At 44.4% G+C, this 24,747-nt stretch carries 24 protein-coding genes; 6 read left to right on the forward strand and 18 right to left on the reverse strand.

The features are described from left to right. Positions 1–880: FGGY family carbohydrate kinase (locus VB077_RS15305; RefSeq protein WP_323416125.1), on the forward strand; the 880-nt coding region annotated here is incomplete at its 5' end. A 63-nt stretch (positions 881–943) separates the two neighbouring features. On the opposite strand, the gene VB077_RS15310 is transcribed toward VB077_RS15305, so the two are convergent. Continuing rightward, entirely contained in the window at positions 944–1,948 is a 1,005-nt protein-coding gene (locus tag VB077_RS15310; protein WP_323416126.1) for a lipoate--protein ligase, read from the reverse strand. A 175-nt stretch (positions 1,949–2,123) separates the two neighbouring features. Between VB077_RS15310 and VB077_RS15315 the strand changes: the two genes are divergently transcribed. After that, positions 2,124–2,693 carry a class I SAM-dependent methyltransferase gene (locus VB077_RS15315; protein WP_323416127.1) on the forward strand — a complete coding sequence of 190 codons (570 nt, stop codon included), beginning with the start codon at positions 2,124–2,126 and terminating at the stop codon, positions 2,691–2,693. Positions 2,694–2,723: 30 nt separating this feature from the next. Here VB077_RS15315 and yedF read toward each other — a convergent pair whose 3' ends face one another. The 7 genes from yedF to VB077_RS15350 form a co-directional block, all read right to left on the reverse strand. Then, positions 2,724–3,062 (reverse strand): sulfurtransferase-like selenium metabolism protein YedF, encoded by a 339-nt coding sequence (yedF, locus tag VB077_RS15320; RefSeq protein ID WP_323416128.1) that lies wholly within the window; start codon positions 3,060–3,062, stop codon positions 2,724–2,726. A gap of 229 nt (positions 3,063–3,291) precedes the next feature. Further along, positions 3,292–3,948 (reverse strand): phosphate signaling complex protein PhoU, encoded by a 657-nt coding sequence (gene phoU / locus VB077_RS15325; RefSeq protein WP_323416129.1) that lies wholly within the window; start codon positions 3,946–3,948, stop codon positions 3,292–3,294. A 17-nt stretch (positions 3,949–3,965) separates the two neighbouring features. Then, positions 3,966–4,721, reverse strand: a complete 756-nt coding sequence (pstB, locus tag VB077_RS15330) for a phosphate ABC transporter ATP-binding protein PstB (protein ID WP_323416130.1) — start codon at positions 4,719–4,721, stop codon at positions 3,966–3,968. Between the two features lie 12 nt (positions 4,722–4,733). Beyond that, positions 4,734–5,591 (reverse strand): phosphate ABC transporter permease PstA, encoded by an 858-nt coding sequence (pstA, locus tag VB077_RS15335; protein ID WP_323416131.1) that lies wholly within the window; start codon positions 5,589–5,591, stop codon positions 4,734–4,736. Continuing rightward, positions 5,588–6,469 (reverse strand): phosphate ABC transporter permease subunit PstC, encoded by an 882-nt coding sequence (gene pstC / locus VB077_RS15340; protein ID WP_323416132.1) that lies wholly within the window; start codon positions 6,467–6,469, stop codon positions 5,588–5,590. Before pstC ends, pstA begins: the two co-directional genes overlap by 4 nt. Before the next feature lie 183 nt (positions 6,470–6,652). Next, a complete protein-coding gene (locus tag VB077_RS15345) occupies positions 6,653–7,525 on the reverse strand; it encodes a phosphate ABC transporter substrate-binding protein (RefSeq protein WP_323416133.1) in 873 nt (290 codons plus the stop codon). Positions 7,526–7,632: 107 nt separating this feature from the next. After that, the gene (locus VB077_RS15350; RefSeq protein ID WP_323416134.1) at positions 7,633–8,334 is read right to left on the reverse strand and encodes a response regulator transcription factor; all 702 of its coding nucleotides are present in this window, start codon (positions 8,332–8,334) and stop codon (positions 7,633–7,635) included. Between the two features lie 224 nt (positions 8,335–8,558). Here VB077_RS15350 and VB077_RS15355 point away from each other — a divergent pair, with 224 nt between their 5' ends. From VB077_RS15355 to VB077_RS15370, 4 genes are all read left to right on the forward strand, one after another. After that, entirely contained in the window at positions 8,559–10,760 is a 2,202-nt protein-coding gene (locus tag VB077_RS15355; RefSeq protein ID WP_323416135.1) for a bifunctional diguanylate cyclase/phosphodiesterase, read from the forward strand. A gap of 211 nt (positions 10,761–10,971) precedes the next feature. Further along, positions 10,972–12,351 (forward strand): sodium:alanine symporter family protein, encoded by a 1,380-nt coding sequence (locus VB077_RS15360; protein WP_323416136.1) that lies wholly within the window; start codon positions 10,972–10,974, stop codon positions 12,349–12,351. A 305-nt stretch (positions 12,352–12,656) separates the two neighbouring features. Next, complete coding sequence (locus VB077_RS15365; RefSeq protein ID WP_323416137.1) at positions 12,657–13,811, forward strand: exonuclease SbcCD subunit D; 1,155 nt, start codon at positions 12,657–12,659, stop codon at positions 13,809–13,811. Then, positions 13,808–16,861, forward strand: coding sequence for an SMC family ATPase (locus tag VB077_RS15370; protein WP_323416138.1), 3,054 nt, complete (start codon positions 13,808–13,810; stop codon positions 16,859–16,861). Before VB077_RS15365 ends, VB077_RS15370 begins: the two co-directional genes overlap by 4 nt. A 96-nt stretch (positions 16,862–16,957) precedes the next feature. On the opposite strand, the gene VB077_RS15375 is transcribed toward VB077_RS15370, so the two are convergent. The 10 genes from VB077_RS15375 to VB077_RS15420 all read right to left on the reverse strand — a co-directional run bounded on the left by VB077_RS15375 (position 16,958) and on the right by VB077_RS15420 (position 24,745). Continuing rightward, positions 16,958–18,145, reverse strand: coding sequence for an anaerobic nitric oxide reductase flavorubredoxin (locus tag VB077_RS15375; protein ID WP_323416139.1), 1,188 nt, complete (start codon positions 18,143–18,145; stop codon positions 16,958–16,960). A 227-nt stretch (positions 18,146–18,372) separates the two neighbouring features. Beyond that, on the reverse strand, positions 18,373–18,666 hold the full coding sequence (eutM, locus tag VB077_RS15380; protein ID WP_323416140.1) for an ethanolamine utilization microcompartment protein EutM: 294 nt from the start codon (positions 18,664–18,666) through the stop codon (positions 18,373–18,375). Positions 18,667–18,685: 19 nt separating this feature from the next. Next, positions 18,686–19,327 carry a phosphate propanoyltransferase gene (locus VB077_RS15385; RefSeq protein WP_323416141.1) on the reverse strand — a complete coding sequence of 214 codons (642 nt, stop codon included), beginning with the start codon at positions 19,325–19,327 and terminating at the stop codon, positions 18,686–18,688. Position 19,328: 1 nt separating this feature from the next. Next, positions 19,329–20,813, reverse strand: a complete 1,485-nt coding sequence (locus tag VB077_RS15390) for an acetaldehyde dehydrogenase (acetylating) (RefSeq protein ID WP_323416142.1) — start codon at positions 20,811–20,813, stop codon at positions 19,329–19,331. A 75-nt stretch (positions 20,814–20,888) separates the two neighbouring features. Further along, positions 20,889–21,557, reverse strand: coding sequence for a BMC domain-containing protein (locus tag VB077_RS15395; protein WP_323416143.1), 669 nt, complete (start codon positions 21,555–21,557; stop codon positions 20,889–20,891). 14 nt (positions 21,558–21,571) lie between these two features. Next, a complete protein-coding gene (locus VB077_RS15400) occupies positions 21,572–22,255 on the reverse strand; it encodes a cupin domain-containing protein (protein ID WP_323416144.1) in 684 nt (227 codons plus the stop codon). A gap of 24 nt (positions 22,256–22,279) precedes the next feature. Next, a complete protein-coding gene (locus VB077_RS15405) occupies positions 22,280–22,828 on the reverse strand; it encodes a BMC domain-containing protein (RefSeq protein WP_323416145.1) in 549 nt (182 codons plus the stop codon). Further along, positions 22,821–24,158 (reverse strand): 4Fe-4S dicluster domain-containing protein, encoded by a 1,338-nt coding sequence (locus tag VB077_RS15410; RefSeq protein ID WP_323416146.1) that lies wholly within the window; start codon positions 24,156–24,158, stop codon positions 22,821–22,823. The genes VB077_RS15405 and VB077_RS15410 overlap by 8 nt, the downstream gene beginning before the upstream one ends. Positions 24,159–24,179: 21 nt before the next feature. Continuing rightward, positions 24,180–24,440 carry a EutN/CcmL family microcompartment protein gene (locus tag VB077_RS15415; RefSeq protein WP_323416147.1) on the reverse strand — a complete coding sequence of 87 codons (261 nt, stop codon included), beginning with the start codon at positions 24,438–24,440 and terminating at the stop codon, positions 24,180–24,182. A gap of 14 nt (positions 24,441–24,454) precedes the next feature. After that, on the reverse strand, positions 24,455–24,745 hold the full coding sequence (locus VB077_RS15420) for a BMC domain-containing protein (RefSeq protein WP_323416148.1): 291 nt from the start codon (positions 24,743–24,745) through the stop codon (positions 24,455–24,457). Positions 24,746–24,747: the final 2 nt, after the last annotated feature.

A 24,747-nucleotide genomic window follows, 5' to 3' on the forward strand; every position in this document is an offset into this window, starting at 1 on the left:
CGAAGAATTATGTGCGAAGTTCAGAGCTCCCATGAGCTTACTGCCTAATGTACAGCCTTCTTCCAGCAAATTCGGAACAACCACCCTCTTCGGTGGCGAAATCCCAATTACCGGTATTGCCGGTGACCAACAGGCAGCCCTCTTCGGACAGGCTTGCTTCGATGCTGGTATGGCTAAGAACACCTACGGAACCGGCTGCTTCATGCTGATGAACACCGGAAACCGCGTGATCGAGTCGCAAACCGGCCTTTTAACCACAATTGCTTGGGGAATTGACGGCCAAGTCACCTACGCCCTGGAAGGCAGTATTTTTATTGCCGGGGCAATTATCCAGTGGCTCCGCGATGAATTGAAGCTTATTGAAACCTCTGCCGACTCCGAGTACTTTGCCTCTAAAGTTCCGGATAACGGAGGAGTTTATGTCGTCCCCGCTTTTACCGGACTTGGTGCTCCTTATTGGGATATGCATGCCCGCGGTGCGATCTTAGGTCTATCGCGAGGCAGCAACAAAAATCACATTATTCGAGCAGCCCTCGAATCCATGGCCTATCAAACAAAAGATGTTCTTACGGCGATGGAAACAGATTCCGGTCTGAATCTCAAACTTCTGAAAGTCGATGGCGGAGCAGTCGCCAATAATCTTTTGATGCAATTCCAAGCCGACATTTTAGGGGTACAGGTTGAAAGACCCCAATGCATTGAAACAACCGCCTTAGGAGCTGCCTACCTTGCAGGACTTGCAACAGGCTTCTGGACAAATACCGATGAGCTTAGCCAAAGCTACCGCATCGACCGCCGCTTTACCCCCCAAATGGCGGAAGATCAGCAAAAGCAATTATATCAGGGATGGCAGAAAGCTATTTCCCGGATCAAAAACTAGCAAGCCTTTAAATCAAAGCCCTACCGGGAAGTTCATCAACTTTCCAATGCAGGGCTTTCATGTCTAAAGTTCGGTTAATTTTATCCCCAGCCAATTTTTTAGATCCTCGATTATGGCTTTATCTTCTTCAACACCCCCGATGGTTTCTAAACCTTCCCGTATATCCTCAGCAATAAGGGGGCGGCCGATTAAGGCTGCGGCAATATCTTCAATGAGATTAGCATTCATTGCGTCTGAATAGATCTTGGACTCTGAAATAATTCCCTTGTTAAGCGTTAATCCCAAATCGATTCCACCCCAAGGGAAACGGGTTTCCCAGCTGACATCAAAGCGGGGTGTTTTACCGTAGAGCCAATCCCAAGAAGAGTATTTAGCATAGAGTTCTTTTAAATGATACTCCTGTTCTTTAATGAGTACCGGCTCAGGGCTTTTCCCATAAAGCTCTTGGAAGCTTTGGATCAATGTTTCTTTCATCTCATCAATCGTTAAATCAGGACGATAATTACGAAGATTGGTCACTCGGGACTGAACCGAATCAACCCCTTTCGAAACCATCTTTTCCCGAGAAACCTGAAGATACGCAGAAACCTTCCGCACATCGACATCGATCATAATTGTCCCATGATGATACGCTTTATCCCCTTCAAAGTAGAAGGCATTCCCTGAAAACTTCTTTCCGTCCACCGTTAAATCATTCCGCCCCGTAAACTCGGCATGAATCCCCAGTTTTTGAGTTCCCTCAAGAATAACGTGGAGCTGTTTTTTTAGATCATAAAGTGAGCGATCCATGATAAAGGTAAAATTAAGGTTGCCTAAGTCATGAAAGACTGCCCCTCCGCCGGAAAGTCTTCGCGCAAGTTTGCCGCCGTCACTTTCCAACTTTGAACAACGGCACTCTTTCCAGGCATTCTGATTTCGGCCGACAACGACCGTATTCTGGTTTTGCCAGAGATAAAGAATAATCTGGTCCTTTTCGACTTGGCGAAAAAGATATTCTTCAAGCGCCAGATTATGCCATGGATCAAAAGAATCCGATCGTACGATTTTAGTCTTTATAGGTTGGTTCATAAATTCAGCCTCCGCTTAATTGTATATGTTTTTTACCGCTCCGGTGTAATCAAATATATCCCCTTATTCACGAAGACGCAAGGCGTAATCGCTTCTTACCATTACTCCCCAGTAGTGCTATAATTTGAATTATTAAATCATTAAATAAAAGATTATTTTAGACTGGAGTGTTCTTGTGAATTTCTATGATCTCTTCATGTCACCCTTAGAAAAAAATATTCTTGCGAAAATCCGCAAAGATATTATCTCCAAAGCTTTCGGCAATGTGCTCGAAATCGGATACGGGACAGGTGTAAACTTTCAATACTATAACCATACCGCCGTTAAAAGTATTTCGGCCTTAGATATTAAACCTTCAGCTCTTGTAGTAAAGACAGAAATTCCCCTCAATTTCTTTGAAGGCAAAGCCGAGGATCTTCCCTTTGTCGATGAGTCGTTTGACACGGTTGTCGAAACTTTGGTATTTTGTAGTGTGAAAAACCCGAAAAACGCCGTCAAAGAAGTTTGGCGTGTGCTAAAACCCGGCGGCCTCTTTATTTTTACCGATCATGTATTGCCGGAGGGAAAGAATATGGCTGCCCTGTTCAAAGCAACCAATACAATCTGGCCTAAGATCGCGGGGGGCTGCAATTTAACCCGGGAGCCGCATAAGCTTATTGAAGCTTCAGGCTTTGTCCTTGAGGAATCCGGAAAATCGGGTCATGATATCTTTCGTTGGGGTATCGGCAGAAAAGAAGCATCGTGAAAGGCTGTTGCATTGCAACAGCCTTTATTTTTAGAAAGAAATAACTTTATCCGCCTCGTGCATAACTTGGATGATCGTCGGCATATTCGAAACTTGCCCTAAACCGATTTTTTCCGTGATTCCGTAATATTCGAGGCATGTAACACAGGCGAGAAATTCAACACCTTCAGCTTCCAATTCCCTTAGAACTCCAAATGCATCAAATTCGGGAAGCAAAAGCTTAACCCCACTTTCCACGAGGAGAACTTTTGACGGTTTTTGTTCCGCTTCAAAGAGTTTACGGAAAAAACCTGCCATGAGTCTCTTCCCCAGTTCCGGGTCCTGATTTCCCATTTTATCTGAGGATATAAAATAAACAATATCAGGCACCAATATAATCCCCCTAACTTTCAAAATCTTGACTTTAAGGCTTCGGCGGTTAGCATAACGCCCGATACTTATTATATAACTTTTTAGTTATTCTTTCTATTATATTTTCGAAATATATTGAGTATCTCATTTCGTTAGATTTAGATTATGGGCTCCATTATTATATTAACTTCAAATTTTATTCGTTAGATAACAAAAGTCCTATTTTTCATAGGACTTGGTGATAGGTTCAGTTTAAATCTTGGCGTTTTCCGGTAACAACATAGATGACTTCTTCCGAAATGTTTGTACAATAATCACCCATGCGTTCCAAGTGTCTTCCCGCAAATAGGAGATGAGCCGCTTGAGTGGTCTTCTTGGGGTCTTCAATCATTAAGAGTAATAACTCACTGAAAATCTGATTATACAGGTGGTCGACTATATCATCCTTCGCGGCCATGGCTTGAGCCTCTTCCGCATTTTCATTTTTACACGCCATAAGGCCCTGCAGGGCCATTTCTTGGACAAGTTCACCCATACGGGGTAAATCAATAAGCGGTTTAATCAAGGGTGTCTCGCCGATACGCAAGGAAATCTTAGCCACATCAACGGCCAGATCGCCCATACGTTCAAGATTGATTGAAATTTTAAAATGAGCCACAATCTTGCGCAAGTCTTTAGCAAAAGGTTGTTGAGTCGCAATGAGCAATGTACACTTTTCTTCAATTGCTGCTTGCAATTCATTAATCTGCAGATCACCGGTAATCACTTGATTCGCCAGCTCTAAATCGCGCTTTTCAAGCGCTCTCATAGCATCTTTTATCTGCTTGTTTACCATTTCCCCTAAACGAAATATTTGTTCATTTAATTCCTCCAGGGATTGATCAAATAAATATCTTGTTGCCAATGGAGTACCTCCTTTAATCAGCCGAAACGACCGGAAATGTAATCTTCTGTTCTCTGATCAGCAGGCCGTGTGAATAAAACTCCCGTTTCATCCGCTTCAACGAGCACTCCGTTCAAGAAAAAGGCGGTTTGATCAGAGATCCGAGAGGCTTGATGCATATTATGTGTGACAATAACGATGGTATACTTCGTTTTTAATTGAGTAATTAATTCTTCTATTTTCATTGTCGAAATCGGGTCAAGCGCCGAGGTTGGTTCATCCATCAAAAGAACCTCCGGCTCCACTGCCAAAAGGCGGGCAATGCATAATCGCTGCTGCTGTCCTCCGGATAGTCCGAGAGCACTCTTGTGCAAACGATCCTTCACCTCATCCCATAATGCTGCCCCTCGCAGACTGGACTCAACAATCTCATCCAGACGCGCTTTGGAATTCTCGCCATGAATCCTCGGCCCGTAGGCAATATTCTCGTAAACCGATTTCGGAAAGGGATTCGGTCTTTGAAAAACCATGCCGACCCGTTTCCGTAAGAGGGCTATATCCGTATCCGGTGCATAAATATCCTGGTCATCAATCTTAATCTTTCCCATAATTCTAACATCTGGCAAGAGATCATGCATTCGATTGAGGGTGCGGATAAACGTTGACTTGCCGCAGCCCGACGGTCCAATCAAGGCTGTCACACTCCGCTCAATCATCTTAAGACTAATATTATTCAAAGCCTTATGATCACCGTAGAAGAGATCCAGACTCTCAACAACGATTTTATCTTTCATTACTCGTCTCCTTTATTGTTTACTGCCATTAAGCCGTCTTTCCAATAAACGGCTTGGCAGTGATAATACCAAATTAAAGATCAGTACAACAATAATCAATAATGCCGCTGTACCATCCGCAATGGCATCTGCATTCGTTCCGGGCAATGGATTTGCCTTCACGGCATATAAGTGAACCGCTAATGTTTCACCCGCTGCCATCGGATTGATGTCAAAAAGATTACGGGAGACATTCATGCCCGCCGTAAAAATCAGAATTGCAGTTTCACCTAGGGCACGACCCGCAACAAGGGTAATTCCTGTAACAATCCCCGGCATTGCCGTGGGAAGAATGACCTTGCGCAAGGTTTGCCACATCGTAGCACCTAGGGCAAGGCTAGCCTCACGGTAACTTTCAGGAACAGAGCGCAAGGACCCTTCCGTAACCCGGACGAGGATAGGTAAATTCAAGAGGGCTAAGGTAGCTGCTCCTCCCAGGATTGTATAACCCAGTCCCAAAACATTAACAAAGATAATCATTCCGAAGAGCCCAAAAACAATGGAAGGTACGCTGGCCAAACATTCTACACTCAAACGGATTAAATCGGTCAGCTTATTTTGGGGAGCGTATTCCGCTAAATAAATACCGGCTCCAATTCCAATCGGTAAAGAAAAAAGCAGCGATAGGAAGAGAATATAAAACGAGTTAAAGAGCTGTGCTCCAACTCCATCAGGACCCGTGAAAAACTGAAGATTAAGGTAAGGAATTCCTCGTTTTAAGATAAAAACTAAGAACCAGATCAGGAGCCCGATAATAAATAAGGCAGCAGCCCAAAGGAGTAAAGTCGCCAATTTATCCGTTATTTTGGGTTTCGCTATTTTAAGCCTCATTGTTTAGCCCCCCTTCTGGCTGTCATTCGTACGAGAAGGATAAGAATCAGGGAAATAATAAGAAGAATTAAAGCCATCATAAATAACGCATTATTCCAAGTCGAACCGAAAGGAGTATTTCCCATCTCCATAACAATGTTGCTCGTCAAAGTTGAAGTCGGGCTAACTAACGAATTCGGGAATCGAGAAGAATTTCCAATGACCATTTGTACAGCCATCGTTTCTCCGATCGCACGCGCGATTGCCAAGATCAGGGCCGTCAGAATACCCGGTGTGGCAGCCGGTACTAAAACCCTCCAGATGGTTTGCCACCGAGTTGCGCCCAGTGCTAAGGAAGCTTCTTCGTAGGTAGTCGGCAATGAACGTAAGGTATCTTCCGTAAGACTAATGATCGTTGGCAAGATCATAATCGACAAAACAACTCCGCTGGCAAGCAAGCCAAACCCGGTCGGCGAACCTGTTGTTTCGCGAATGATATTGACGAAAACCGTAATTCCAACGTAACCATAGACGACTGAGGGAATACCTGCGAAGAGGTCTGTAGCCGGACGCATAATTTGCCTTAACCAGGGCGGAGCAATTTTAGCCATAAATATAGCACCGGCTAATCCCAAAGGTCCTCCGATAAGCACAGCGATAAGGGTTGAAGCAAGTGATCCCGTAATAAACGTCAGTGCCCCATAATTTCCGTTACTCGGGTTCCATACACTGCTCGTAAAAAATTCAATAATACTTGCTTCACGAAAAGTTGCAAGTCCTTGATTCCCAACAAACCAGATAATCGAAACGATAATGAGTGAAACAAGAACTGCACTGGCAATAAAAAGATAACGAAACAATCGATCATTAAAATAAACAATAGACCTACTTTGAGGCAAAACCCCCACCTCCTTTGTATACGTGAACATACTTTACTTTAGCTTGCCTCTGTAAATTCAAAATTAAACAAGTGTTAAATTAATGTTAAAAATCCTAACCATCTATTTAAAATTCAAAATTTAATAGAGGGTTAGGATAATCAATAATTCGTGCTAACAGGGTTTTAAATTTTTAGGTTATTGTTATTTTTTCACTTTGCTTACAGGGATAAAACCGGCTTTCTCGACATTCGCGTTTTGGAATTCGGCACTCATGATATAGTCGAGGTAAGCCTTAACCGTACCTGTGGGTTCCCCTTTGGTATACATGTGACCATAGGCGTAGATGGGGTATTTTCCATCGATCACTGCATCTGCACTATAAGCAACACCATTGTATTTCAACGCCTTAACCGTATCTTTTAAGTAAGCCGCATCAATATAGCCGATAGATCCGGGAGTTTGAGCCACAGCCGTTATTAAGTTGCCTGTGGAATCTTGGGCTGTTGCAGCAGAGGTAAAGTCTTTCCCATCCATGACGACTTTACTGATCGTTGCCCGAGAACCTGAAGAGGCTGAACGGCCAATAATCGTAATTTTTGCATCTTGTCCGCCGACATCTTTCCAGTTGGCAATTTTGCCGGTAAAGATATCTGTTAACTGGGCTTGGCTTAAATTATCAATGGTGACATCTTTATTGGTAATGATTAAGAATGGCTCAACTGCAACTAGATGGTCAACTAAACCTTTGTCTTTAAAATCAGCATTCCCTTCGACACTGACATCTGAGTTGCCGATATCAGCAGAACCGCTCGTAACATTATTTAGACCGGTAAAGGAACCGCCGCCGCTGACATTGACTTGAATGCCGGCATTCTTGCTCATAAAGTCTTTAGCAGCTGCTTGCGCTAAGGGTTGTAATGCTGTCGAACCTGCAAGGGTAATTGTTTTCTTGTCAGTTGTCCCTGAGGATGTATTTCCACCTTGCGGCGCGGCGGCCTGTCCACAACCCGCCAGGACCAATAAAGCAACTAAGGCTGTACTTATAAGCGCAATTCTCGACTTCTTTTTAAACATATTATCATTTCCTCCTTCAATTTTGGTTTTAACCACCTAAACCTCTCTTACAATTGCATTATATCTAATGTTTGTTAATTGACCGTGAAATAATCGTAAAATGCATGTTAATTTTTCAAGAATTGGGTGGAAGAAAAACGATATCCGATTCCGCGTACTGAATCAATGACTGGGCCGAGTGCTTTCAGCTTATTCCTCAAATTACTGATATGGACATCAACCGTTCGCGTATCAGCACTTGTTTCATAACCCCATACCTTCTGCATAAGATACTCCCGACTAAAGACTTGATTCGGGTGACTGAGGAAAATACGGAGCAATTCAAACTCCTTAACCGTAAGATCCATATTCTCCCCTGCTACGGCAGCAATATAGCTCTCCGGCCATAGTTCTAAATCCCCCCAGGAAATTGATTCTTTTTTATCTTCCTTAATATTGCGCTTTCCCTCACGGAACCTCGCTTTAATCCGAGCGATTAATTCTCGATTACTAAAAGGCTTCGTTAAATAATCATCTGCCCCTAACTCAATCCCGATAATTATGTCTGCCACTTCATCTCGTGCACTCAACATTATAATAGGAAGATTTGTGCTTTCATTGTTCGCTCGTACCGCTTTGCAAACTTCATACCCATCGATCTCTGGCAGCATAACATCCAACAAAATTAAGTCGGGATGTTCCGTATAAACCATTTCCAAGCCCTTTTTCCCATCCCCGGCTACAATAACTTCATAGCCCTCCCTTGTCAGATTAAAGGTCACAAGTTCTTGAATCATTTGTTCGTCTTCAATCAATAAAATCTTAGCCATAAACGTCCTCCTGATCCGCAATGATACTCTAATATTGAATTTATTTTATACTTTTCTTGTTAATTCATAGTGAAGGCTGTGTTAATTTATCGTTAACCTCTTGCGAATTCTTTACATAAACTTTACTCTATCCTAATTTTTTCTTTTAATTTCTAAATATAATATTTACTTTTCAGTTTTAAACTTATAGATATAAAAATCTAATTATAATAAGAGGTACGAATATGAACAATAATCTTCAATGTAACCAGTCTCATGAACACAAACTCCATCAATTTTTGCGTGAAGGATATTCTGTTTGGGTCTTATACATCGACATTGTTAAATTCCATGAAGTCGAATTTCGCTACGGTTATAAAACCTGCAATCGGATACTGGAAATCGTTGAAAAAGAAATAAGTGATTATCTCAAAGAACAAGTGCATCTTTTCAAAACCACACTACTCGAATGCCGAGGCGGGGATGACTATGTTGTCTACTTTGTTCCCCACTCTCAAACCTCTTTTGATTTTCAATCATTTATTACTCCCTGGCTGCCTCCTCTTCAGAATCGAATTAACTTAAGAACTCAAGAGTTTGTATTAGAAAACATCCATATTCGGATTGGTTTTGTAGAATGTAAACCTCAGGCTTCAAGAAGTGCCGATTATTTGCTTTATAATGCAGTTAAAGAAGCCTTCCGCTTAAACAAATCCGAACCTGATTCTCAATACTATGAGCGCAAGGATGAAATTCATCAATTATTGACTGACCCTAATAATCATTTAGCCTCCGCTTATCAACCCATTCTTGACGTTAAACGCGGTGAAATTTTTGGTTTTGAAGCCTTGGCCCGAATGAAAGGCCCTACCTGTTTTCCGGATATCGCTGACTTTTTCCTCTTCGCAGAAAAAATCGGTGAACTTTATCCGATTGAAACGTTATGCCGGCGAAGTGCAATTTTTAACTCGTCTAAGGTACTGAAACCTCGGGAGTTATTATTTTTAAATGTCGATCCCCAAATCCTCACTGACCCGGATTTTGCTTCCGGACAAACGCGCAAACTTCTTGCTCAAAAAAATTTAAAGCCTTCTGACGTTGTGCTTGAAATTACGGAACGCAGCGCTATTCAAGACTTTCCAACCTTCCGCGAAGCCCTGGAACACTATCGAAATCAAGGCTATCTTATCGCACTCGACGATGTCGGAGCCGGCTACTCCTCATTGCAATCAATCGCTGAGCTTCAACCTGATTTTCTAAAGATTGATCGCTCGCTTATTCAATTGATTCACACCGATCCGACAAAATGGGCATTGCTCGAAACATTCAGTACGCTCTCTCACCGTATTGGGTGCCGTCTTATTGCAGAGGGTGTTGAAACCGAACCCGAAATGCAGACAGTTGTTCAATTAGGGGTCGATTTCGTGCAGGGTTATTTCATTGCCCGCCCCTCCTTTGTTCGCAGCGAAGTCAATCCACAAAGTCTTGAATTAGTCAAAAAGCGCTATAGCATCAACTTCCATGATAACAACACCATCCGGACGTTAGTCGAACCTCTTCCCCTTTTTCGATCGGAAGACTCCGTTCGCATCGTTGATGAGTATTTTCGGGCACATCCAAACATCTGGTTTATCGGCGTCAGCGAACAGAAACGAATTGTCGGAGTCATTCACCGCGATAAATTCTATTCTTCGCTTGGAACGCGCTATGGTGTTAGTCTCTATACAGACCGCCCTATTACTTTGCTCATGGATTCAACCCCTCTTATGCTCGAGGACAATACCCCAATTGAAGTCGCTTCAACCCTTGCGATGTCTCGTTCCGATGCCCAGCTTTATGACGGTCTCGTCGTTATCCACCAGCAAATGGCCGTGGGTATGGTTAAAGTCGCTTCTCTCATAAAGGCCATGGCTGCAACGCAAATCAAGATCGCCCAGGGTGCTAATCCGTTGACCGGATTACCCGGCAATATTGCGATCGAACAAGAGATGCAAAAACGCATTAACAATAATGTGTCATTTGCTCTCATTTACGCAGACCTCAATCACTTCAAATTGTATAATGATTCTTTCGGATTTCAAAAAGGAGATATGGTCATCAAAACCTTAGGCGAGATATTGTGCAAGGCAAGCGAAGAGAGTAAAGAATCCACTTTTGTCGGTCATATTGGCGGGGATGACTTCTTATTCATTACCCAAAACTCTGATCTTGAAAAACTTTGCAAAGAAATTATTTTTGAATTTATAGCCAAAACTGAGCAAATGGTTGGAGCGGATCAACTAAGTGTAGCCCTCGCTGTCCTCATTTTGCCAGCAAATCATTCCTTAACCCCCACTCAGATAGCTAAGCATGCCGCTCATCTTAAAAAGGAGACTAAAACAACCCCTGGCAATGCCTATCGGATTGAAAGGCTCCAAATTCAAAAAAATGAAGAGATTGGTATTTGATGACTAAGTATACATAATTCATGGAGTTTTCAGTCAAACTATCCCAAATATTTTCTTGATTAAAATTATGTGTAAATTTATAATATTAAGTAATTACGAGTTATCCAGGGTCAAATTTTACGATTTGACTCTTTTTATATATAATAATATTCTCGATAATACAGACAAAAAGAAAAAGAAAGAGAAAAAAAATGAGGAGGAAACAATAAATATGGAGGCATTTCACAATTTTATTCTCTGGCTTAATACTTACCTCTGGGGCCCCCCAATGCTGGTTTTGCTTTTCGGCACGCACTTATTTCTAACGTTTAGGACCCGCTTTATTCAAAGGTATACTTTTAAAGCCATTAAACTTTCAGTAACAAAGGATCATTCTGCTGAGGGAGATGTCAGTCAGTTTGGCGCCCTTACAACAGCCTTGGCGGCTACCATTGGTACGGGAAATATTGTCGGGGTCTCGACCGCGGTTGCTCTCGGCGGTCCCGGTGCTGTACTCTGGTGCTGGCTGACGGGAGTATTCGGTATTGCCACCAAATACTCGGAAGCTCTCTTAGCTGTAAAATACCGTGTAAAGACTTCTGATGGAACAATGCTCGGCGGGCCAATGTATGCCCTGGAAAATGGTTTAGGTCAAAAATGGCTCGCAGTCTTATTCGCAATTTTTACATCAATCGCTGCCTTTGGAATCGGGAATACCGTCCAAGCGAATTCAATTTCTTCTATGGTTGATGTAACCTTTCATATTTCCCCCTATATCAGTGGCGCCGTAATGGCTGCTCTCACCTTCGCCGTCATCATTGGCGGGGTAAAATCAATTGCTCGAGTCACTGAGAAACTTGTTCCTTTTATGGCAATTTTCTATGTCGTCGGTTGTGCCATTATCCTAATGATGAATTCTGAATTTGTAGGACCTGCCGTTTCTCTGATCTTCCAATCTGCCTTTACCCCTCACGCTGCAGGCGGCGGCTTCATTGGCGCAAGTGTTATGATGGCGGCTCGCTACGGTATTGCCCGGGGTCTCTTCTCCAATGAATCCGGATTAGGCTCAGCACCCATTGTGGCGGCAGCAGCGCAAACCAGAAATCCTGTTCGCCAAGCTCTTGTCTCATCTACCGGAACGTTCTGGGATACTGTTGTCGTATGTGCCATGACAGGTCTTGTTGTCGTCAGCAGCATTTTGAGTAATCCCGCGGCAACAGAAGGATTGTCAGGCGCCGCGCTAACCAATGTTGCCTTTGCACAAATCCCCATAGTCGGTCCAATCGTCCTTACTGTCGGACTTTTAACCTTTGTTTTTTCGACGATTCTCGGCTGGTCATACTATGGTGAACGGGCGGTTGAATACCTGTTTGGCAAAAAAGGTATTAAGCCTTACCGTTTTCTCTGGGTTGCCGCCGTATTTGTCGGCTCCATTATAGGGCTTCCTTTGGTTTGGGATATGGCAGATGCCTTCAACGCTATGATGGCCCTTCCGAATTTGGTTGCCCTGCTCCTGCTCAGTCCTGTCATCGTATCCGAAACGAAAAAATATCTATGGGAAGATCGATTGGATGAGATTAGCACCGAGCCCATCCCCATCGTCGGCAAGTAAAAATAAAATGAATTTTTAACTTAAGTACCAATAATAAAAAATACCCAATATAATATCCAATAAAAAATGGCGGGGCTGTCGCAAAACAGCCCCGTTTCCGTGCGCCCATAATTATGGACTATTGCCAAAGACCCAAAACTACACGACCATAGGTTTTGCGACAGCTCCGTTTCTTATGTCGGTTAAAGAAAAGAACCCTAAAGTATCAAAGGGGATAACAAAATTTTGACGAAATGTTATGGTAGAGTATAAGCACACAGCTTCTAAAACATTAAACATTACTCTTGATTAAGGAGGCCCAAAACTTGCGATTCCTTCATACCTCTGACTGGCATCTCGGTCGGATTTTTCATGGCATCCATTTAACGGATGACCAAGCTTTTTTATTAAACCAATTTATTGACCTGATCCGTGACAGCAAACCCCAAGCCGTAGTGATCGCCGGTGACATCTATGATCGTGCTGTTCCTCCTACCGAAGCAGTGGAACTCTTAAATGAGACGCTCTCCCGGATTATCCTTGATTGCCAAACACCTGTCATCCTGATTGCCGGAAACCATGACAGCCCGGAACGTATAGGCTTTGGCAATAAACTTCTTGCCCGGGAGGGATTGCATGTATTCGGACCGCTCACAGGTAAACCCAGAACCATCGTGCTCGAAGATGAATATGGTCCGGTTCATTTCGTTCCCCTGACCTATGCGGAGCCGTCGATCGTCAGAGAACGTCTTCAGGAACCTGAAGCTCTCGACCATGAGCATGCCTTAAATATCATGATTAACCATGCTTTAAGTCAAATTCCACCCTCCGCTCGTAAAGTGGCCATTGCCCATGCTTTCCTGAGCGGGGGCTCAGTCAGTGATTCGGAAAGACCGCTTTCCGTCGGCGGCAGTGGCATGGTTAGTGCTGATCTGTTTAAACCCTTTAATTACACTGCCTTAGGTCACTTACATCATTCCCAAAAGGTCGGTAATGACTCTATCCGCTACCCCGGATCGCTTTTCAAATATTCCTTTTCCGAAGCTAATCAAACGAAAGGCATCAATCTTGTTGAACTGGATGCTCAAGGGCAAGCTCGCATCGAGAATATTCCCCTAATGCCCCACCGGGACGTCCGGATTCTTGAAGGATACTTTAAGGAAATCCTCGAACACGCGGACTCATTCGGAAATCGAGGGGATTATCTGCAGATCGTACTTAAAGATACCGATCCTATACTGGACCCGATCGGACAGTTGCGCAATGTCTTTCCGAATGTCTTAGCTATTGAGCGGCCTAACATTACCAATAAAGGCAATCTGCTCGGATTGAAAGCTGATCATCGTAAATTGACAGAGAAAGCACTATTCGCCTCTTTTTTTGAACAGATGACCGGACAAACTATAAATCCTGAGCAGGAAAGGGAATTAACGGATGTGCTCGAAGAAACCTTCCGCGAATTACGGGAGGTCACCGTATGAAACCTTTAGTTTTAACCATGGCGGCCTTTGGTCCCTATGCCCATCAGCAAACTTTAGATTTTGCCGAATTAAAGGGACGCTCTTTCTTTCTGATTACCGGGCCGACAGGTTCCGGAAAAACCTCCATTCTGGACGCGATTTGTTTTGCGCTTTATGGAACGATGAGCGGAAGCTCCCGCACCGGCAAATCCATGCGCAGCGATTATGCTGATCTCACCGTCCAGACCGAAGTCGAATTTGAATTTGCCATCGGCGAAAAGCAATATAAGGTTCATCGTTGGCCGGAACAGGAACGTCTCAGCAAACGCGGAGGAGGCACAACCAATTCCCCGGCCAAAGCCGAGCTTTTTATCCTCGCTGAGGACGGAAACTATGAGTTAATCGCTAGTTCATGGCGAGAGGTCACTGAAAAAGTAGAAGCGCTCCTTGGCTTCAAGAGTGAACAATTCCGTCAGGTTGTTCTCCTGCCTCAAGGGGAATTTCGCAAGCTCTTAACAGCATCCTCCGATGAGCGGGAAGTTATTATGCAAACCCTTTTCAAAACCGATATATATCGTTTAATCGAAGATAAACTCAAAACCAAGGCCAAAGAATTGACCCAGCTTCATAAAGAGCTCCTTCATGATCAGGAGATGATTCTCCAGGAAGCTGAAGTTGCGAATTTAAATGACTTGGAAAAAGAGTTAGGGCTAATTCGTCAAGATGAAACTCAATCTAAAAAACATGTGGAAGAATCGGATTTAAAACTCAAAAATGCTCAAGCCGAAATTACCACAGCTGCTCAAGCAGAAGACCAATGGAAAGAGCGTGAGGCTGCAGAAAAAGAACTTAATGAACTCGCCGCGAAAACTCCCCTCGTGGATCAATTTCGCCGGGAACTTACAAGTGCCCTTGCCGCAGCTGCTTTGACAGATACGGAAGCACAGCTCTCCCAACAACTCCACGATGTCGCACATCTCGAAACGCAGTTAAATATTCAGGAGAAAGCGCTGCAATCCGGCAAGCAGGAGTTTGAAATATCCCAGAAAAACTTAGAAATTCAAAAAAACAGAGCACCGGAGCGTGAAAAGGCCGCAGCCGAAATTCATCGTCTGCAGCAACTCTCGGGAACGGTCCAAGCCCTTGCCTTAGCCCGCAAGGAAGCCCTTGAAGCTCAAAATACCGCTCATTTAGCTTTTGAACGTAAAAACCGTTCTCAGCTTCAACTCGAAGAAGCTCAAAAAAACCATCAAGCAAAAACGGAAAAAGCCCAAGCTCTTCTTCTGCTATCCAGTGAAGCCCAAAGTCGTCGTCTGCAGTTAGAAAAGCTCCAATCTTTTCTTGAAAAACGCCAAAGTTTAGAAAGTGAAAAGAAAACGCTTCTGAGCGCTGAGCGTCATTTATCTGCGACACAGCGCAAGTTAGAACAGTCGGAGGAGCAGCTTAAAGAGCTAAAGCAAGTCTATGCTGCCCTTCAACAAGCTTGGTTCAACGGACAAGCCGGAGCCATGGCCTCTCAATTGACCGAAGGAACACCTTGCCCTGTTTGCGGTTCTATCCATCATCCTCAACTTGCCGCATTTGTTTCGGAAACGCCTGATGAAACGACACTCAAACGAAAGAACTCAGAACTTGAACAGGCTGAAACCAATGTCAAACTTCTTCAAACCGCCTATCACCGTGAATTAAATGAGCGCGATCTCACCGCCCAAAAAATCCAAAACTTAAGTGATGAGCTCGAAAACTATGCTCAGGTAGAGCTTCTCACCTTAAAGACTGAACTTGAACACGCCCGTTTAGCTTATCAGGAAGCCCTCAAGGCAGCCCAACAACACGAAACGCTCCGCCAAGAACTATCTCTCTGGGCTGAAAAACAAACACAATCAGAGCGCGAGGCGGAAGATTATGCCAAGGCTTGGGAATCCGCAAATTCAGCCTCGCAAAAAGCTCAAGCCATCTTAGAAGAACGGCAAACCAGCATTCCCGCCGAACTTCGAGATCCATCGGCCCTTCAAAAGGCTTTGCAGGCGGCTCAAGCTCTTCAGTCCCAGCTAAACTCCGAATGGGAAAATGCCCAAAAAGATGAATTGCGTCTGGGCCAAACCCTGACCAAGCTTCAAGCCGACAATGATAATATTTCAGCCAACCTGAAGCAAGCTCGGCAACGCTTAGCGCAAAGGCAAGAGGATTTCGACAGCAGACTTAAATCCTCCGGCTTTTCAACCCATGAAGAATACAATCACGCAAAATGGCCGCCTGAACGAATAAAAAAAGTACAGGAACACATAAAAGACTTTGAGCTCAACTTAAGCGCAGCTGAGCAACGCGTAGAGCGGAGCAAAGAAAAGACAGAGACCCTCCCCCGCCCGGATTTAGGAAAACTTCAGCAATCAGCCGCCGCGCTTCGTCAGGAATACGAAGCTGCAGTTCGTCACCATTCGGATCTTCTCCATACAATGGATCTTAAAAAGCGTTGGCTTGACCGTTTGAAGGAGATCAATGAAAAAGGCGAAAAACTTGCTTCGCGCTATGCCGTTATTGGCCGACTTTCTGAAGTCGCTAACGGTCAAAATGATTATCGGCTTACGCTCCAACGCTTTGTCTTGGGCACATTGCTGGATGATGTCGCCTTAGCCGCCAATGAACGGCTGAAAACCATGAGCAAAGGACGCTATTATCTTCAACGCACGATGGACCGCACCCGTAAAAATTCAGCCGGCGGTCTTGATCTGGAAGTTTTTGATAACTATACCGGCTTTGCCCGAGGTGTCGGAACCCTTTCCGGTGGGGAAACCTTCCTCGCTTCTCTCTCCTTAGCCCTTGGTTTGGTCGATGTTGTCCAGTCTTATGCCGGAGGTATTCATCTTGATACCCTCTTTGTCGATGAAGGCTTTGGCACTTTAGATCCTGAGTCTCTCGATGTTGCCATTAAAGCCCTTCTCGACTTGCAGCAAGGAGGCCGCTTAGTCGGAATCATCTCTCACGTACCCGAATTAAAAGAAAGAATTGACGCCCGTCTCGAAGTCACACCCACTTTAAAAGGAAGCGTAGCTGCCTTTAAGGTTGGGTAGTCATCGGATTAGAAAATAAGTCATATTTAATAAAAAATGCCTTAAGAAATTCCCTTTACGGGTTTTCTTAAGGCATTTTGCTTTAACATACTGTAATTAGAATGCTCCGATCACTCGTTTTCCAAATTCTCTGCATTGGCTCAAACCTTCTTCATCAGGAGACCAGAGCATCCGGAGTCCCGGATCAACAACTTCGAACCCCGCTTTTTGGAGTTCCTCAGATAATAATTTCGTATTTTCGCCGCTCCAACCATAACTTCCGAAGGAACTGGCTTTTTTCTTTTTAAATTTCATTCCCCTTATTTCTTCTAAAATTCCCGCCATCGAAGAGAGAATTCCATTATTAACCGTAGGTGAACCCACAATGATTCCTTTGGAGCGGAAAGCCTCGGCAACAATTTCCGTCTTATCCGAACGCGCTGCATTAAAGAGTTTTACCGTTAAATTAGGATCAGCTTCTCTGATCCCGGCGGCTATTTCTTCTGCCATTCTCCGCGTTGTATTCCACATCGTATCATAAATAATGGTAACTTGGTTTTCCTGATAGTCTGTCGCCCACTCCATATACTTCTTTACAATTTGCATAGGGTTATCACGCCAGATGACACCATGGCTTGGACAGATCATTTCAATGGGTAAAGCCAGTTTTTCCAGCTCGTTAATTTTCCCGACAACCATTTTGCTAAAAGGCGACAAAATGTTGGCATAATATTTCATTGCCTCAGTGGCAATTTCATCCTGATCGGCCAAATCATTATACATATGTTCGGAAGCATAATGCTGTCCAAAAGCATCCGTACTGAACAGGATATTATCGCCGGAGAGATAAGAAAACATGGTGTCCGGCCAATGAAGCATTTTTGCTTCTATAAATGTAATTTCCCGCTGTCCGATATTTAAACGGTCACCGGTTTTCACTTCTACAAAATTCCAATCCTGGTGATAGTGGCCTTGAATAATCTTTTTACCGCTGGCCGTACAATAAATCGGTGTATTCGGAATCTCTTGCATTAGGTAGGGAAGAGCACCGCTGTGATCGACTTCCGAATGATCCATGATAATATAATCAATCTTGTTTAAATCGATTTCCCGTTTTAGCTTGTCAACAAATTCTTGACCAAAGGGTTTCCAAACCGTATCAATAAGAACGGTTTTTTCATCCCTGATCAAATAAGAATTGTACGATGACCCCTTTTGTGTTGAATACTCTTCCCCGTGAAATTTCCGCAGCTCCCAGTCAATCTTGCCTACATAGGTAATGTGATCATTAATTTTAAAACTCACTTCTACAACCCCTCCTTGAACATGCAATCACGGATTTAATAATTTGTTCTGCCAAACACAATTCTACGAGTAGTTGCTTTTCTCCTTCATAATTTGGCTAATTTTAAACTTCTTATGCCCCATTAGAATAAAGAAAACCCCAGAATGTTTCTTATCGAAAAATCTGGGGTTTTTTACGTAAATCAATTATGATAATTTGATTATTGGAAATAAGGTGTGAACGGGAATTACTGATCATCCCTCTTGACAGAAGGGAGTATCATTTCGACATCACTGTGAGGACGGGGGATGACATGGACAGAGATCAGCTCGCCAACTCGCTGGGCAGCCGCAGCTCCGGCATCAGTTGCAGCTTTTACGGCACCGACATCTCCTCTGACCATTACCGTGACAAGACCTCCGCCGACTAATTCGCGGCCGATTAAATATACGTTAGCTGCTTTAACCATAGCATCGGCTGCCTCAATCGATCCTACTAAACCTCTGGTTTCAATTAATCCTAGAGCTTCTGTTTTACTCATTATTATTTCCTCCTAAATTTCATTTTAATATTGTTATTTTGGATGTTGATGAAAGGTTCATCGCATTCGCTTCTTCTGTATCGATATGGCATTCAAGCGCTGAATCATTGTTGGCTCTGATCATGACATTGGCATAAGTTCCTCCGCGAAGTCCGCATGTCTGAATGGTCACTTTCTCCCCATCTTTAACGCCATAACATTTTGCATCTTCCGGGGTCATATGAATATGCCGTTGGGCAACCATAAGACCTTTAGAAAGGATAACGCTTCCTTTAGGGCCAATAAGCGTAATTCCCGGAGTTCCATCCAAATCCCCGGACAACTTTACCGGGGCGACTATGCCTAATTTGAAACAATCGCTTTGGAGTATTTCCACCTGGGATTCATTTCGCACAGGCCCAAGGATACGAACTTTTTCAATAGCACCTTTAGGACCGGCTATGGTTAGGGTTTCTTTGCAGGCATATTGCCTGGGTTGGGACAAATCCTTCGTTGCCGTTAATTGATATCCTTCACCAAACAAGGTGTTCAATGCTGTTTGGGACAGATGAATATGACGGTTAGATATTCCCACAGGAATGGAGTTATCGTCCTCCTTCAAATCCCCCCCTTCTTTGACTACTGCCAGCAGAAGTTCTACTAAAGCGTCATATTTCCCCACTTTAGTTATCACCTCTTTTTTTCAATAGGGTCAGAACCTCGTTAACCAGGGTTTGAATCTGTTCTTCACTGACTGAACCGGAATTTCCAAGCTGGGCCTTGCAAGCAGAATACACGGGATTGACATTTTCGGTGAAATCTTTGATGCCATAGGCTACCCGTTTGATATTGATCAAGTGCATGGGGGTTACATTATCGGAGGTTGCACTGCCGCCCCATGTACCGCAACCCAAGGTAAAAGCAGGTGAAAGTCCGGTGCTTGCTCCCACACCGCCTAGGCTGGAAGGGGTATTGACTAAAATCCTGAAGACCGGTTTTTCGGCGAATCTCATCACCATATCGGAATCCTCCGTATGGATGGATACGCTATGCCCAACCCCTCCATTATTTAATAACTTGATACATAAATCACACGCTTCATGCCAGTCTTTTACGCTATAAAAAGCCAGTACTGTCGTCAGCTTTTCATAGGAAAGCGGATATCCTTCTCCCACACCTTGTTGTTCACCTAAGAGGACTTTAGTTCCGGGCGGAATAGAAATACCGGCAGCATTTGCAATGACTTCAGCGGATCTTCCAACCATTTTCGCGCTCATCGCATGACCGCGGACAAACAAGTTTTTAGCGACCTTTTCTGTCTCCGAGGGGGTCATGAAATAGCCGCCTTGGCGTCTAAACTCTTCCATAACCTGATCTCGATTGCAGTCTTCAACAATAACGGATTGTTCAGATGCACAAATGGTCCCATTATCGAACGTTTGGCTCTTGATAATATTTTTAACAGCTTTGGTAATATTGGCCGTTCTTTCGATATAGGCCGGAACATTCCCCGGGCCTACACCCAGAGCCGGTTTTCCTGCACTATAAGCAGCCTTTACCATAGCTGAACCGCCTGTTGCAATAATCATGGAGACTTCATCACATTTCATCAGTTCATTGGTAGCATTCATGGATGTTTTTGAAATACAGCCGATAATATTGGCTGGAGCACCTGCTTCGACAGCAGCGTCATTCATCAATTGGGTTGCACGCAGCGTACATTTCGCAGCTGATGGATGTGGAGAGATTACAATTCCGTTGCGAGATTTAATGGCTATAATGCAATTGTATATTGCCGTGGATGTGGGGTTTGTTGATGGAACAATCCCCATAAGCAATCCGACGGGTTCGGCGATTTCCATGACTTTATTAGCCTTATCTTCTTTGATCACGCCGATCGTTTTCATCGGTTTGATGAATTCATAAAGTTCCGTGGAAGCAAAGCGATTTTTAAACGTTTTATCTTCGACTTTGCCGAATCCCGTTTCTTCCACCGCCATTTGGGCCAGCGAAACAGCATTCTCCTCTGCTGCTTTCACCATATTTCGGATAATCTTGTCTATCTGCTCACAATTGAATTTTGCGAGTTCAGCTTGAGCCAGTTTGGCTTTACGGGCGAGATTTCTTGCCTCCTGCACTGATTGTAAATCGTAATCAAAGCTTTCCAATTTAGTATTCCTCCCTCAACCGTCTATACCTAAGCAACGGATATACCTGTTAACATCCATGATTTTCGCCACAAGTTACGCCTTATTCTTTCCCTCGTAATATCCCTGTAATTTTTGAATAAGCAAATCTTTATTGGCTCTGGATATTGCCCTGCCCACTATATCCAGTTCTTTATATTCTCTTGCCAGATTTCTCAGCTTTACTACAGGGAGGGATTTGAGAGCATCCACGCTTTTTTCAAGCCCGAATTTCAGAACGAAATCATCCACTTGTTCTTTATGGCAGTTTTCCAAAGTCACCGGTTCCAAGTTCGTATTCTCATTTTTCATCTCGATCGGTTCGATCGGTTCGATCGATTCAATCGGTTTGATCGGTTCAATCGTTTCAATCAATTCTGTGGCTGTCTCCCCAGGGAGACGTGTTTTCTCCTGTTCCTCCAGAGAAACGGTCTGCTCCTCAGCGGAATCAGCGTTTTCATCAATTATGCATTCTAAACTGTCATGAGGTCTGGGGATGACATGCTGCGAAACCAATAACGAATGGCCGATGCTCTCAACCGCGCTTACCCCTGCTTCCACAGAGGCTTTAACCGCTCCGACATCGCCCGTTACAGCAATAGTGACCAGACCGCCGCCTACAAAAGTTCTCCCAACAAGTGTTACTTGTGCTGTCTTGAGCATAACATCTGCGCATTCAATCGCCGGAAGAAGCCCCCGTGTCTCAATTAGGCCAAGAGCCTGCATAACTTATCCCCCTCTTATTTAGCCGTAATCTCAGACCAGTTTGCCGGGTAAGTTACGTAAAAGAGTTTGACATAGCCGGTAGAATTCCAGGTAACTTTTGAACCTTTAGGTAGGAAAAGCACATCACCCTGGCAGGCTTCATAGGTTTTACCATGGATTGTGACGGACAAGCTTCCTTCGAGAATGATATCTATTTCTTCATAGCCTAATTCCCAGTCAAAGCTCGATTTTTCAATGGTCAAAAACCCCGCGCTCATTTGAGAATCATCTTTGCCGATGACTTCTCGGAAAGCCGCATGTGTACCGGGCTTCCCTGTATCAAAATTTTCGAATTGAACGCTTCTGCCGCGCACAATTTTCAATCCGCTTTGGGGATCACCCTCGGTCAGGAAGGGCTTTTCAAGGGCCGGAGTAGAAAGACTTGCCAGTAGCCCATGGCTCAATACCGCTTTGACGACTTGATAAATGACATCTCTGTCTATGGCTATTGCCGGATTCTCGGTCTTTGGCAGACTACTGTTTTTACAACGCGAACTTTCTACGGCAGCCGGAGCTGAACCAACCGAAAATTTCACTCCCAACTCTTTAGCCAAATCCTTTGCTGACGGTGTAATGATTGTCCCGCAATCTACGCAAAAAACGTTTTGACCCTTTGCTGCTGCCGCTTTTACCTCTTCTGCACAAACAAGTTTCTTCAAGATCGCACCTCCTTTCGATCGCCACTAGACCAGAGATGACCACAGCCGATCAGAAGGCGAAGGAATCACTTCAGTATCGACGAGCAAACCTTTTTCCAGGGCAATGGCTTTTCCCGCTTCAACCCCTTCCTCTACAGCTGCAACATCGCCGGTAAATGTGAAATACGCTTTACCCCCTAATCCTCTGCCCAATCGAAGTTCCAAGGCCTGAATGTCGGCAGCTTTAAGTGCCGCATCAGCCGCGGTAATCATGGAAGCCATTGAGAAGGATTCCATAATTCCCAGCGCTCCGGTACCCTCCGGTTCGGAGGTACCCGTTATGGCCGGGAAAATCCCCGGATGAACATTGGGAAGAATAAAGCTATCGACTAAATATTCTCCCGCAGAAGTCTCCCCTGCACTGATCGAGCTTTCCACAGCCGCAACATCGCCTTGAACAATGGCAATATATTTACCGGGGCAGACAGGGGTAGCACTGACTACATCAACGTAGGCTTTTTTTAGCATTTGGTCTGTTGCAAAAATTCCTTTAGCAACACTCATAACCTCAATCATACCTATTGCTCTATACATATGAACCCACCCTTATCACAATAGAATTCTCTTTGATCTCGGCAACCGTACCCGCCAAGCTGGCATGAACCGCTGCCCCAAGGCTATTTTCCGGAATCTTCCCAATCATTTGCTCTTTCTGCACGTATTCACCGACAGCTACAACCGGAATTGCCGGTGCTCCGATATGCTGGTGAAGTGAAATCTCAATGGTTTCAGGCCGAAATTCGACTTGAGTCATTGGCGCAGGCTGATCAAAAGGGGTCAAGCCGATTTTGGCGATAAGCCGTTTGCTGGGAATCAAGCGATATTCTCGGGCCGACCTTGTTTGGTATTCCTTCTGTGTCGGCTGGTATCGTATTCCTTGCTCAGCCAGTTTTTTCTTAAAATAGATATTGGCTGATTTGGGATGAAGATTTGCCGGACAGGAGAATAGTTCACAGGCATTGCATTCACAGCATAATTGGGCAATTTGCAATTCATTGATGTCCTGAATATTGTAGCTGAGAGCCCGCATCATTTTGTGCGGCTGAATGCTGTGCCCCAAGAGGTAGCGCGGACACAAATCAGTACACATGCGGCATTGCTCACAGGCCGTCCTGTTGATAACCCGAGCCTGATTCAGGTTCACCGATTTCTTGCGAATCAAAAAATGATTCTTTTTCAGCACAACATAGCCCTTGCTCTTTTTCGTAACGTATCCGTCAACACCGGTCTTGAGCGGGCCCATCATAGGGCCGCCGTCAATAATCGCATAATCATCTAAATCTTCTACTCCGCTTTGCTTGATAACATCACGAATGGGTACTCCAACCGGCACTTTAAGGGTCAGACGGTGGGGAATATCTCCGGCAACAGTGAGGTATGTTTCCGTAACGGGTTTCCCGGACATGGCCTTAAAAATATTAAGTGCCGTTTCCGCATTGATGACGACACAACCCACTTTTAAGGGAATGGAGGCCTCCGGAACAATCCTTTGCGTCAATTCATGAACCAAAACTTGTTCATCACCGGCAGGATACATATCCCGCAGTTCCTTCACTTCCATGAAATTTGCCAGTCCCAAAGCGGATATTCTCGCCCGCATGTGGGCAATGACTTCTTTATGTTTGCCTTTTATCCCCATGATCGCTTTATCGGCTTCAATATATCGTCCCGCAGCTTCAAGTCCTTTGATAATTTCATCAGCAAACATAGCCATCAACTGCTGATCCACCCGCAGCAGCGGTTCGCATTCGGCACCATTCAATAAGATATACTCGGCTTTTGACGTGAGCTTGGCATAAGTTGGGAATCCTGCGCCTCCTGCCCCAATCACCCCTGCATTCTTTATCATGTCTAACAGATCCAACGTTTTCCCACCTCCGAATTTCTAAAACGTGCAGTCTTCATCGATAATTCCTACAATAATGGCATCAACGGGGGTATTCTCCTGATTCAGCATTTTGCGGGCGGAGCTGCCGGTACAAACAAGAACACGTTCGCCGATCCCTGCCCCAATCGTGTCTGCAGCAATGAAGAGACGGCCGGCATCAATACCGCCGATAACTTCCACCAGCATAAATTTCAGCCCTCGGAGCGAATCCGCTTTACGTGTGGACCAGATATTATCCATTACTTTTGCTGCTATCATAGATTCTCACCTGTTCACTTCTTTAATTTTTCCTGAATCTCGCGAATCGCTGCTTCCACCGCTGCCGTATCCCCAAAGATAGCAATCATGATGAGATGCTGCGGGCAATGACCTTTTATATCCTCCACGACGACTCCGGCTGCCTTTTCAGCGATGTCAGCGGCAAAAACCATATCGATCAGCTGCCCCTGGACTAAACCTACGGCATCGTAGTTCTCAATCGAGACACTGGGTGCGGAACCTTTACGCCGAAAAAGGATATCGATCGTTCCTTTGGATGGAGATTTAATGATGCGATAATCCATGA

It is taken from the genome of Desulfitobacterium sp., assembly GCF_034927245.1.
Lineage (GTDB): Bacteria > Bacillota > Desulfitobacteriia > Desulfitobacteriales > Desulfitobacteriaceae > Desulfitobacterium_A.